The organism is Methanobacterium sp. BRmetb2 (assembly GCA_003491285.1).
Taxonomy (GTDB): domain Archaea; phylum Methanobacteriota; class Methanobacteria; order Methanobacteriales; family Methanobacteriaceae; genus UBA117.
Window position 1 is genome coordinate 847,379 of the sequence record CP022705.1, and the last position, 13,064, is coordinate 860,442.

Here is a 13,064-nt window from a genome sequence, read left to right on the forward strand (position 1 = left end):
ACCATGATATAATCCACTAAATTATTAAAAACACGGAATATACCAGACTCAAAGATGAATTTGTATAAAATCTTATTGAAAGACTATTTATTTACTTATAATTTAACTACTTCGTGATTTAAAGTTTCAGAGTCAAGTAAAACCAGTGTTTTCTCACCAGTGACATATCCACAAGCTTCTCCCGGGTTAATTACAAGAGTTTCGCCTTCCTTGATATTCAATTTGTGTGTATGCCCACGAATAATCACATCATATTTCCCACTTTTTGTCAATGCATCCACTATTGACTCGTTAGTTCCATGGATAATGCCAAATCTTTTATTTTCAATGTTTATTTCCTTGAAGTCTTCTAAAAAGCACAAATTTTGGTACGCTTTTTTTAGTCCGTCTCTTTCTCCATCGTTATTACCAAAAACTGCTAAAAAATTGGTTTTTAACCGGGAAAATTCATTTACTGTGAATGGTGCTATTAAGTCCCCAGCATGTATCACCAGATCTACATTTTTTTGGTTAAAAAAATCCACTGCCTGATGTATAGCTTTCAGATTATCATGGGTGTCAGCTATAATTCCTATCATAAATATAATTATTCTCTTTTGAGTATAATAAATAGATTATTTAAGTAGATTGATTTTTATTATTCTATGCAAGTAGAAAATTAGATCATTTATACATAACCATGGGAATGATTAAGGAAACATTTAAAAGATTAATTTTTTTCAAATTTTTAAAAATATACATAGTAATAGTAAAGTTTATATGTAAATAATTGAAAATTATTTCTAAGCCAAATTTTGGCTTTATTAGGATGTGATGAATTGTTTGAAAGTAGTTACAACAAACAACAGAACTATTCAACTCCTGTGAATGTGGGAGAAGAATATGATGTTAAAATTGAAGATGAAGGTAGAGATGGTGACGGAATCGCCCGTATAGAAGGCTTTGTGGTATTTGTATCAGGAGCTAAAGTCGGTGATGAAGTTAAAATAAGAATTAACTCTGCCCGAAGAAAATTCGCTTTTGCTGAAATAGTCGAATAAATAAACATATAAATTAGTATTAGATTAAGGTTCTTGAAAATTGATTTAATTAATTTTCATGAATTATTTATTTTTTGTAAACTTAACCAGTTTTAATCTGTTTTATCTATTTTTTCAAATCAATACCAAAATATTACTAATTTTGCATTAATAACAGAAAAGATGATTTTTTTAAACCTATCTAAATAAAGTTATTTAGATATATAGGACTTTTTATTGTAAATTAAACTATACAAGCAGATATAATACGTTTAAATCTATTTTTAAATTATAATAAATCATTAAAATGTTAACAGATAATTTATAGCCGTATTATATTTTAACAATATGTATAACTTAAGTTGTATTTATGACTAAATTTATATGCTGTGCTGATTATCTTTTATACGGTGTAAATGATAGGTCATTTAAATAGAACTGATATTCGAGTAATCTCGGAACATTTAGGAATAATTTTTCAAGGCATAGGAGTTGCAGTTTTAATTCCATTAATTGCTGCTCTGATATACAACGATACAAATTTTATGGCATTTATTATTCCTTCTGCAATTTCTATATTAGTTGGAACATTTTTTAGAAAATTTTTAGCAGGTAAAGGTCAAATAAAACTTAAACATGGTATGATTGTGGCTGGTATGGCCTGGCTCTGGGCTGCTTTGATTGGTAGTTTTGTTTTAATGCTTGCTGTTAACATAGATTTTTTAAATGCTTATTTTGAAAGTATGTCTGCCTGGACTGGCAGCGGTCTTAGTATATTTAGCAATGTGGAAATACTTCCAAAATCTATCCTGTTTTTAAGAAGCCTTGAACAGTGGATTGGTGGATTAGGAGTTGTTATAGTAGTTATAGGGATACTAATTAGGCCCGGAACTGCTGCGGCAAGATTATATAAAGCAGAAGCTCGAGAAGAGCGAATAAGGCCCAGTATAGTTAATACAGTTAAGACCATATGGTGGATTTATTTATTTTACACAGTTCTAGGAATTATTCTTTACATACTTGCAGGTATGTCTCTTTTTGATGCAATTAATAACACCCTGACCAATTTATCAACTGGTGGGATGTCCATCAATAACAACAATATTGGAGCATATAACAGCAATTTAATTTATGTTATAACTATGATATTAATGATAATCGGAGGTACAAGCTTTTTAGTGCATTACAGAGCCATAAAAGGCAAAATAACCGATGTTCTAAAAGACATTCAATTTCAGGCCATGATAATTATATTAACTCTGTTTTCCATTCTTATGATTGTAAATACAAATCTGGGTATTATGAATTCTGTTTTTAATGTTGTATCAGCCCTTACTTGTACTGGATCCAGCATTCAACCTACAAATATCATGATTGCCTGGCCAGCTTATGCTAAAGTTATAATAATAGGTGCCATGATGATTGGTTGTGCTGCAGGTTCGACCACTGGTGCTATAAAACTCATAAGAATAGTTACCATCTTAAAGGGAGTTTATTGGGAATTAATACGAATTTTATCACCTGTAGGAACTGTTATACCTCGTAAAATATCCGGTAAATCCGTTAGTGATGTGGAAATTAGAGAAGCAGGATCATACGTTTTCTTATATTTAATTTTTATTTTTATTAGCTGGAGCGTCCTAGTTAGCCAGGGATATGATGGTTTAAATTCCCTTTTGAAGTATTCTCTGCTCAAGGTAATGTGGGACTTTCCATGGGCATAGTTTCTTATAACATGCCCGATATAAGCCAGATAGCTTTAATAGGGAATATGTGGATTGGAAGACTGGAAATAATTCCTGTGCTTGTTTTATTAAAAAGTTTTTTTGATGTATTTCAATGATTATAGATACATTTTTAAGAGTAAAGTTGAAAATTAATATGCCGAATAACTAAATCAAGAAAATTGATAAATTTCATTATATTCAGATAATTAATGTTAATAAAATTTTTAATCACTATAATTCGTGAAAATAATTATTCTTAAAGGTGTGGACATGTATGTAGTAATCATGGGTGGAGGAAGAGTTGGACTTAACTTAGCATCATTTCTTATTTCAGACGGACACGATGTTACACTTATTGAAAACGATGACAGTTTATGTGGAAATGCAGCAGTTGAACTAGATGCACTGGTTATATGCGGTAATGGAACTGATACCAAAACTTTGGAAGAAGCAAATATAAAAGATGCTGATGTTTTCGTTGCCGCAACAGGTAACGATGAAGCTAACCTTCTATCGTGTATACTGGTAAGAGAATACAAAATACCCAAAATAATAGCCCGTGTAAGCAATCCCGACCATGAGGAAGCCTTCAGAAAGGTGGGTATTGACGATGTTATAAGTCCAGAACTGACAGCTGCAGGATACTTAGAAAAACTTATAACAAGACCAAAAGTCGCTGATCTTATTGTATTGGGAAAAGGAGATGCCGAAATACTGGATATTCCTGTTGAGAACAAAAAGGTAATTGGAAAAAGAATTGGAGAAATAAGTCCCTCCGAAGATTACATTATTGTGGCATTGTACAATAACGGTGAAATAACCATTCCCCATTCAGACATGACCTTGGAGAAGGGAAATAAAATTTCAGTTCTGGTCAAAACTAAGAGTGTAAAAAAAATTACAAAATTATTCACCCAATAACTCTTATTACTAATTATTAGTGAAACTATAGGCTTAAAAATGATATTCAATTAACCAGGGTAATTATGGATATAATAACTCATTTTATTGTTCCCTATATAATACTGTTTTTTGTTGGCAGTAAACATAAGCTAGAAGGGGCTCTAGGGGGAATTTCTCTTGATTTTGATACCTTCATAGTTTTTGTAGGCATATTATTTCCCCAGTTATTTGTTTTCAGCCACCGGGGCATAACTCATTCCTTTATTTTTGGTTTTATAACTGCTGTGATATTTTTATATATAATTACACGCCGCCCTGTGCAGAAATTAATTGGAAAAATAATACGAAGAAATCTCAATCTTAAATTCACAAAGAAAACAGTTTTACTTGCTTACTTTGGAGCCTTAACCCATTTATTACTTGATTTTCTCACCACTGGAGGTATACCTCTCCTTTTCCCTTTTTCTCTAACCCGATTTAGCGCTGAAATTTACAGCTATATTGATCCTGTTACTACCCTGGCTGCATTAATAGTATTGGCCACCATCTACTTCAGAATAGATGTTAGATACAAGAAAGCAGCTATGATCATCTTCATGGTAATGTTAATCTCTTTTGGAGGAATACGAATATGCGAAAAAAATAATGCCATAAACTCATTAAACCCTGATTTAAATGAAAATTTCACTCAAATATCGGCTTATCCAACTTCAGACATGTTTGTGTGGAAAGTAGTGTTGAATGACCCTGAAAAACAAAAATACAAGTTATATGAATACGACGGACTTACCGGGACTAAAAATTTCCAGGGAAACTACAAATCATTAACCATTAAAAATGGAAGCTATGAATCTGCTATTTCTGCAACAAAAAAGGCAAACCAATTGATTGAAGTTCAAGAATTTAGATGGAATGCTTTTTACACATGTATTAATGCCCAATACGAAAATAGTCAGTGGAAATTAACCTATTATGATTTTATAGGATCTTATTCAAGTCGGAGTAATTTGACTGTTTATATAGATTAAAAGATTTAAATTTCTTAATTTAAGTTAAATACCTTTAAAAAACTGTGAAACCATTTCAACATGTTTGGATCCATTTTTAACCCATGGTCCATGGCCCGGTAACAAATATTCAATTTCAAGTTTGTTTAATTTTTCTATAGAGTTTTTCATATCCTCTACACTACCACCAATATCTAAACGTCCGAAACCTCCACCAGCAAAAACCGTGTCACCAGAGATTAGAGTTTCTCCATCATACAAACAAATTCCTCCGGAAGTGTGGCCAGGGGTGTGAATTACTTGAAAATCATGGATCTTGTCACCTTCTTTAAGACGAAAATCAACGTTTACGGGTTCAAATGATCTTCCAAACATGTAAGAAACTGTAGCTATATCATCACCATTTTCCAGAGCAGCTGCATCCTCCTGGTGAATTGCTATTTTTTTAGAGATACAATGATCTCCCCCTGCATGATCATAGTGACAATGAGTATTAACAATCATTGATATATCATCCAAAGACATATCAGCTTTTTTAAGGGAATTTAATATGTATTCAATATTATCACCAGTTCCCGTATCCACCATTACATCATCAAAGACATAAATATTAGAATCAAAACCAGTACCTTCAATTATTAAAATATCATTGATTTTATCCATTATAACACCTGTAAAGATTATTTAATAATTATTTAACAGTATCATATTGTTCTCATCATAATTTAGTTTTAACTAGATATGGAATTTTGAATTATAATTTGATTTTAATTAGATAGTGTATTTTGATATTGATCCACATTTTAATAGTGGCCTATTAACTCAAAAAGTTAGTATATTAATTTATATTACTCATAACAACAAAAAATAATTAAATTAGTCCGAAATAAAATGTATAGATGGGGTCACCGGGATTTGAACCCAGATCCTAGGATTTCTCTTGTCTCAGTACTCCAATTGGTCATCATACTGTCCTCAGAGCGCGCATTTTCTTCAAAGACAACTGGAGTCCCAGATGATAGCCTGGTTACACTATGACCCCTAATATGCATAAAACATCTGCTTTTTATAATTAAAGCATTGAATGATATTTAAAAAGCCAAGGGTGAGATTTGAACTCACGTGTAATGGATCTGCAGTCCACCGCTTCGCCTCTAAGCTACCTTGGCATAGTAGTTATAGTTAAGTGTTGTTTATATTTAAACTTTACGGAGGAATATCTGGTTAATTAGTCATTTTTAAAGACTGAACAAAAAACAAAATCATCACTTGAACCAAGCCCATTAATGGAGAATCTTTTTAATAAAATTCAAAGATTTAGTTTACATTAAATAATATAAAATATAAGATTTTAGTAGGTGATTATCATAGAACGTGGTTGGGACTATTAACTAAAATCAAGCAGTTTTTATAGTTACCTGAAATAATTCCTTAAACATGGCGGATAACTCACTATCCATTACCTGTAAACCAGCTTCCGTTATTCCTCCCCGGGTAGCGACCCTTGAGATTAACTCATCAAAATCTATTTCCAAAAGTAATTTGGAAGTACCATCCAGTGTTGCTTTAATCATGTAATCCACTTCTTTTTGCGAAAATGTTCCCTGTCTAATTGCTTCATCACTAAATTTCTTGCAAAAAAATGTAATAAAAGCAGGAAAACAACTGGTTAAAACTGTAGCCCGCTCCATATCTTCTTCAAAAACAGTTTTTATTTGACCTAATGATTTAAAAAGCGTGTCTACAAAAATAATATCCTGATCATCAACTCTTTCACTATGAGATATAAGACTAACACCTTTAGAAACTTCACCAGTTACACTGGGAATAACATGACTGATTTTACCCGGAAAGATAGTTTCCAATTCTTTAATAGTTACACCTGCTGAAATGTAGATAATATGTGTATCTGGAGATAAATTTGGCTTAATTTCTTCTAATACATTTTTTAACTCCGCAGTATTAACCATGAGAATTATTTTACTGCATTTGTCTGCTAGCAATAATTTATTGGAAGTAATTTCTATTTTTGGATGAATTTTCTTTAATTCGTCCAGTTTATCCATGTTCCTTGTTGAGATAATCATTTCACCCGGTTCAATTATGTTTGAAGACATAAATCCTTTAATAATCATCTTTCCCATACTGCCATAACCAATAAATCCTATTTTATTCATTAAAACACCTTAAACAAATTATAATATTTTTCGAAGTTTAGAAACTTTGTGAAAATTCTTTAAATAAACTAACTTAAATTCATTTCTAGATAGTGAACTATTCTTAATTTTAAAATTTAATCAGAGATATGCTCGGCTATAACAAGCATCTCATAATCTTCAGTGGTGAGTATATCCTTTCTGCTAAATTTTCCCAATTTACAGCTATATATATCAATTTTATGGAAATTTAAAGATTTAAGAAGCCAAGTAATCTCTGATGGAACATAATATCTTTCATTACAATTTAAAAACAGCTTCTGGCCCTGGTCATCTTCTATTTCTAACTGATATACATCACGGAAAGTCATAAGATCAAATGTGTTTTCATGATTAATCTGGCTGGGAGAATTGGAATTAATGAAGTCCTTAACTGAATGAAACAGAGGATATAAACCATTAAGAGTGGTAAAAATTAGTTTCCCATTCTTTTTCAAGGCTTTTGCAGCGTTTTTTAGGATTTGAAAGTTCATCTCATCAGTTTCCATTAATGGAAAGGCTCCCTCACAGATCATGATCACCAGATCAAATTCATTTTCAAATGGTAGTTGCCGGGCATCGGCAGCCATAAAATTAGCATCAAAGTTACATTTTTTAGCTTTTTCTCTGGCTTTATTCAGCATAGACTCTGAAAGATCAATTCCAGTTATATCATAACCTCTTCTGGTTAATTCTATAGTATGACGTCCAGTACCACAACCAATATCCAGTATTTTGAGGCTTTTATCAAAATCTATCTCTTTTTCTATGAAATCAACTTCTCCAGTCGTTCCCTCAGTAAAAACTTCTTTATCATATTTTTCTGCATAATTAGTAAAAAGTTCCTCGTACCATTGTTTCATGTTAAAACCTCATTATAATAATTTATAAAATTATGTTTAAACTCGCTTAAAAAATTATTAGACGTATTATTATAATAATCTTCTGTATCGACTCAGTAAACCTGATTCTGACGCATTTTTCATATTTTCAGTAAGTAACTGCATATCAGATATGATCCATTGTAAATACTGTACAGTATCATCTGAAATATGGCCTTCTAAATTAAGGGAAAGCTCCTTTTTTAAATGTTTTAAATCCTTTTCATCCACATATTCAAATTCAACATTTTCCCTTATACTTTCAACCATATTAGTCATGGTTTTTTGCACAAAATTTGATAATGGCGAAAGATCTGATCCCGAATACTTTTTTAATTCTAATTTTGAGGCGATTGCCGATACATTTGCTGTTAATGCATAATTAACTGCTGTTATGTTATTATATAATCCCACATCATCCGAAACGTCGACAAAACTATCCTGAAGTTTTTTAATGGCAGATTCCAGGTTATTATGTTCCAGAAGGAAATTTTTTAAACTGGAAACAGTTTTATCATGATTATACTTATTCAAAGGCGATACAAAAACAGTTTTTATGTATTTACAGTTTGTTTCTAATGTTTTAGATAATTGCAACGGTAAATCTATTGTTACACGACTAGGAAATAGTGCATAAGCACATATCAGTGCAACCGTGGCCCCTATAAAAATGTCAACTAAACGGGCCAATCCATTTTCCATTACAGTTCCATAAGGCCATAAAAGTACTATAAAAATAGTCATAGCCATGACTGATGGTCCTATATAATTGGGTAAAAAAGCCCTAAATAAAAATATCATCAAAAATGCCAGCCATACTAACAGGAAATGGGGAAATATAAAGCCCAAAATAATAGCAATGATTACTCCTACGAAATTGAAGGATACTCTTAAAAGCATATTATTAACTGTGCTTGTTACATCTGGTTTAAGAACTATTAAAATTCCCATTACAACCCATAATGCATCTCTATTTTTTGTAAAGTGTACAATTAAGAGTCCTATTGTCATTGCTATGGTGAAACGGATTGCATGACGCATATACATATTTTTAAGGTTAAAATTCGCCTGAAGGGTTTGTTTAAGAGAACTGGAGGTACTTGGTAACTTGAAATCAGGAGAAGTCATTTTATCATTCTTTAAAAGGCGGTTGACACTGCTAAAAATAGTGCCTATACTATTTGCTACTGTATTTGCTGCATTTAAATCAGAATATCCTGTTGATTTACTTTTATCATTGATTTTTTTAAGTTCTAAACCAAATTCAGATAAATCAACCTGCTTATCCTTATCTACTATGTTTTTAACTATGTTATTGCCTGTTTTATCAGTTATTTCTAAGAATTTTTTGAAAACATTATTTGAATCTGATGATAACTTAGATATTACCATGTTACTGTATCCCCTGAAACCAGTATAATAAGTTCCAAGTCTCAGTAGCTGATACATATAAGGTTTTAGAGAGATTCCTTCTAGACTTTTCCGAATAACCATAGTTGATCTTAGTGAATTATGTGAACTAAATGTAGAAGCAACAAATTTCCGAATATCTTTATTTCTCTGTAAAAATTTAGGTATTAACAATATTGAAGCTACCAAATACCCGAAAACAGGATAACTAACCCATTCAATAAGTGTTGATTGAGCGTGGAATAATACTGCTGCTAAGAAATAGATAGAAAAAAAGAGAAACCCAACAAATCCATCAGTTTCCCCAAAAATATAGATGGATAATGTAAAAAATGACCACAAAATCGTGAAAAATATGAAAATAGGTAAAGATGTTGAAGATAAATAGACTGACAAAAATGCCAGAATAGTTATAAATGCTCCTAACAATCCTAAATAGAGAACTTTTTTAAAAGGCAACGGTAGATCCAATATCAACGATGCAAAGAGAGTAGTGATCATTATAACATTCACACCCACCCCTAAACCAAGATATTGTGCCAGAACTCCGGCAATTATCATTAAAATAATGGTTCGAATTGCTTGTTTCCATAAAATTCCGCCTTTAGGCCTGCTTAAAATTTTTATTCTACCCAATAAACCTATTTTTTCCATATTTAACCTCTGAAAAACTATTTTAAATCTAAAAAAGAAATGAAAATATTTAAAATATATTATTCATAGCGTAGTGCTTCTGTTGGTGGCAACTGACTTGCACGGTAAGCAGGGTAAAATCCTCCAATTAAACCTACTACTAAAGCCACTACAAATGCTCTTAAAAATACAGATGGTGTGTAAACCGGCTTGATAAATCCGCCCATTCCAATTGCCATAAGAACCTGAATAGCCAGTACCCCCATAATTGTACCAACTAAACCAGCAACCAATGTCAAAACCAAAGATTCTCCCAGTATCATACCCAGAATTCTCCTATTTTTCCATCCCACAGCTTTTAAAACTCCTATCTCTCTAGTACGCTCAAATACGGACATTATCATGGTATTTATAACACCTATACCTCCGATTACGATAGCCAAAAGAGATATAGCCCATGAAGCAGTATCTATGGTATCTAAACCCTGATTAACACTCTGTAAATCTTCTAATGAAGCTATGGTAGTAAGATCATTCCCATACTTATCTTCAATAGATTTGGTAACCTGATCAACGTTGGCATTATTATCAATCTTTACATAAATCATGGTCACCTTACCCTCCTTCTCCTCAATTTTTTGAAGATTGTCCATGGAAATAAATGCTCCTCCATCTTGCTGAAGATCTCCAGTTTGAAATATCCCTGTTATTTTATATTCTTCATCTTTTAGAGTTATAGTATCTCCAACTGTTTTATTCAATTTTTCTGAAGCTACTTTCCCGATTATAATCTCTTTAACATCTCCCCCTGAGAAAGCTTTGCCTTGTGTGATTTTAATTCCACTTAGTGATAATTTAGCAGGATCTATACCTATCAACACAAAATAGGGATTATCTCCTAACCGTTGAACGGCAAGCAGAACCCCGACACTATCATTTACTCCATCAATATTATTAATTTTGTCTACGAACCCCTCATCTATTTTGCTTAAGAACATGTCTGATACGTTGCTCTCAACTACCGTAAAATCAGCATCTCCTGCCTTAAGAGTTTCTTCTGTAGAAGCTTTAAGGCCATCGGTAATTATTCCCAATGCCACAATCGTAGCGATACCTATGGCAATGCCCATAACTGCTAAAGCCGTTCTTGTCTTGTTTCTGAATGGATTTTTCATTACCAGACTTAAAAATGACATTTTTTTCTCTCCCCATTCTAATTCAAATGGAATACTATGCAACTACATAAATTATGATATGAAATGGATTTCTTTAGAAATCTAAATAGGTTAAAGATGATTAATACTCTAACCTAATCATCATAAACTTATCTTCAATTATATCTTATAAAATTTAAATAATATATTAAATATGACATAAATTAAGTTGGAGGGGGACTTAAAATAACGGAAAACTACCATATTGACTTAAAAAAATACTCTCTTAATGAGTTTAAGAAAGAATTAGAGCAAGGCAATTTACTTCCAAGCCGAAAGATACTAAAAGAAGGAATAAATGAGAAATTTCATGTCTTAAAAGAGGAAGGCATCCAAAATCTTCATGACCTCTCTATTAAATTGAAAACCCCCAATAAAGCTAAAAAATTCGCTGCTCAGTCTGGTTTGCCTGAGGATTATGTTTTGATTTTAAGAAGAGAAGTTTACAGTTACCTGCCAAAACCTGTAAATCTGGATAAATTTCCAGGAATAAAAAAGAACCTATTGATAAACTAAATAATATAGGAATTAAAAACACTCTTCATTTGTTTAATAGAGTTAAAACTCCAGATGATCGGAATGAAGTGGCAAGTGAGACTGGTTTAAGCAATGATGAAATCATGAGATTAACTAAATTTTGTGATTTATCACGGGTTAAATGGATGGGGCCTATTTTTGCTCGGCTTTTTTTAGAATCAAAAGCAGATACTGTGGAAAAACTTTCCGAATCGAATCCTGAAATTCTATATGAAAAATTAGTTGAAATCAACAATAGCAAAGGTTATACTAAAGCCAAATTTGTTGAAAATGATGTTAGATTGTGTGTTAATATTGCTAAAATGGTTCCTAATGTTATAAAATATTAAATATAAATATTAAAAATTTATTATCTCTATTTTAGGATGTAACAATGACAAATTGGATATCTAAATTCAATTATAATCCTATTAAACCACTTCTTGAATCAAAAAATAATGCAGTTATCTATTTTACTAAAGAGTTATTAGAAAAGCCAGTTAAAGACATAGATTACATTTGGAATTTACCAGAAGTCCAGGAAATGCTAAAAAACCAGGCCAAAAATGGTTCATGGCCATCAAAAACAAAAAAAAATGAGAAACATGGAGTCAAATATCCATTAATTGAAACCTGGAAACAGTTAAGATTTTTAATTCAACAATATAATATGAACAAAACACATCCCTCAATTGAAAAAGCCGCTGAATACATATTTTCTTGTCAAAGCATAGAAGGGGATATAAGGGGTATTTTAGCTAATCAATATGCTCCTTATTATACCGGAGCTATAATGTACTTGTTAATAAAAGCAGGTTATGACGACGACCCTCGGATAAAAAAAGGATTTAAATGGCTTATAAAAATGCGACAAGATGATGGAGGTTGGGTTATTGGAAGTCCGGGGATGATTGGTGTTAAACTATCAAGGCAAGAATCCAATGATTTGACTTCAAATATAAATAGAAAAACTATGCAAGCTTTTGATAAATCTAAACCCTTTTCTGCTGCAGGTACTGGAATGGTAATAAGAGCTTTTGCAGTTCATCCGTCTTATCGAAGGTCCAAATATGCATTAAAAGCGGCTGAACTTCTAAAATCAAAATTTTTTAAAAAAGATAACTGGACATCATATCAACATCCTGATAATTGGGTTAGATTCCAATATCCATTTTGGTGGACAAACATAATCTCTGCATTGGATTCTATCTCTTTGATTGGTCTCCCTCATGAAGATGATGATATTAAAAATGTTTTAAAATGGCTTATAAAAAAGCAACAAAAGGACGGGCTGTGGAATGTGTCCTATTCACAGATCCATAAAACTCCGGATATCCAGAAAACTTTTGAAATGAGATTATGGATTAGTTTAGCAGTTTGCAGGATTTTTAAAAGATTTTTTAACAATGGAAATATTTAATTTATGAGGTTAAATATGATACGCAAAGCTAATAAAAAAAGATATGGATGAAATTGTGGATCTAAAAAGAAAAATAAGTTTAACTAATGGACAACATGCTTGAATAAGGCATTCCAATACTAGAGTGTATACAATAAAT

At 31.7% G+C, this 13,064-nt stretch carries 11 protein-coding genes, 2 tRNA genes and 1 pseudogene; 6 read left to right on the top strand and 8 right to left on the bottom strand.

Features of this window, described 5'->3' with window-relative positions:
* Positions 1-95: 95 nt before the first annotated feature.
* The gene (locus CIT01_04270; protein AXV37468.1) at positions 96-578 is read right to left on the bottom strand and encodes a YfcE family phosphodiesterase; all 483 of its coding nucleotides are present in this window, start codon (positions 576-578) and stop codon (positions 96-98) included.
* Positions 579-818: 240 nt separating this feature from the next.
* On the opposite strand from CIT01_04270, the gene CIT01_04275 reads away from it, so the two are divergent.
* From CIT01_04275 to CIT01_04290, 4 genes and pseudogenes are all read left to right on the top strand, one after another.
* Entirely contained in the window at positions 819-1,040 is a 222-nt protein-coding gene (locus tag CIT01_04275) for a deoxyribonuclease (protein ID AXV37469.1), read from the top strand.
* Positions 1,041-1,435: 395 nt separating this feature from the next.
* Positions 1,436-2,862 (top strand): annotated as a pseudogene (locus tag CIT01_04280) (potassium transporter).
* A gap of 154 nt (positions 2,863-3,016) precedes the next feature.
* Entirely contained in the window at positions 3,017-3,667 is a 651-nt protein-coding gene (locus CIT01_04285; protein ID AXV37470.1) for a potassium transporter TrkA, read from the top strand.
* 65 nt (positions 3,668-3,732) lie between these two features.
* Positions 3,733-4,677 (top strand): metal-dependent hydrolase, encoded by a 945-nt coding sequence (locus CIT01_04290; protein AXV37471.1) that lies wholly within the window; start codon positions 3,733-3,735, stop codon positions 4,675-4,677.
* Between the two features lie 24 nt (positions 4,678-4,701).
* Here CIT01_04290 and CIT01_04295 read toward each other — a convergent pair whose 3' ends face one another.
* The 7 genes from CIT01_04295 to CIT01_04325 all read right to left on the bottom strand — a co-directional run bounded on the left by CIT01_04295 (position 4,702) and on the right by CIT01_04325 (position 10,971).
* Entirely contained in the window at positions 4,702-5,319 is a 618-nt protein-coding gene (locus CIT01_04295) for an MBL fold metallo-hydrolase (protein ID AXV37472.1), read from the bottom strand.
* 237 nt (positions 5,320-5,556) lie between these two features.
* A tRNA-Trp gene (locus tag CIT01_04300) sits at positions 5,557-5,698 on the bottom strand.
* Between the two features lie 55 nt (positions 5,699-5,753).
* Positions 5,754-5,825: transfer RNA gene (locus CIT01_04305), tRNA-Cys, on the bottom strand.
* Positions 5,826-6,053: 228 nt separating this feature from the next.
* Entirely contained in the window at positions 6,054-6,833 is a 780-nt protein-coding gene (locus CIT01_04310; GenBank protein AXV37473.1) for a hypothetical protein, read from the bottom strand.
* Between the two features lie 116 nt (positions 6,834-6,949).
* Positions 6,950-7,714, bottom strand: coding sequence for an SAM-dependent methyltransferase (locus CIT01_04315; GenBank protein ID AXV37474.1), 765 nt, complete (start codon positions 7,712-7,714; stop codon positions 6,950-6,952).
* Positions 7,715-7,783: 69 nt separating this feature from the next.
* The gene (locus CIT01_04320; protein ID AXV37475.1) at positions 7,784-9,796 is read right to left on the bottom strand and encodes a hypothetical protein; all 2,013 of its coding nucleotides are present in this window, start codon (positions 9,794-9,796) and stop codon (positions 7,784-7,786) included.
* A 59-nt stretch (positions 9,797-9,855) separates the two neighbouring features.
* Positions 9,856-10,971, bottom strand: a complete 1,116-nt coding sequence (locus CIT01_04325; protein AXV37476.1) for an ABC transporter permease — start codon at positions 10,969-10,971, stop codon at positions 9,856-9,858.
* Between the two features lie 497 nt (positions 10,972-11,468).
* Here CIT01_04325 and CIT01_04330 point away from each other — a divergent pair, with 497 nt between their 5' ends.
* Positions 11,469-11,855, top strand: a complete 387-nt coding sequence (locus tag CIT01_04330) for a hypothetical protein (protein ID AXV37477.1) — start codon at positions 11,469-11,471, stop codon at positions 11,853-11,855.
* Positions 11,856-11,899: 44 nt separating this feature from the next.
* Positions 11,900-12,925 (top strand): hypothetical protein, encoded by a 1,026-nt coding sequence (locus tag CIT01_04335; GenBank protein ID AXV37478.1) that lies wholly within the window; start codon positions 11,900-11,902, stop codon positions 12,923-12,925.
* The last annotated feature ends 139 nt before the right edge of the window (positions 12,926-13,064 follow it).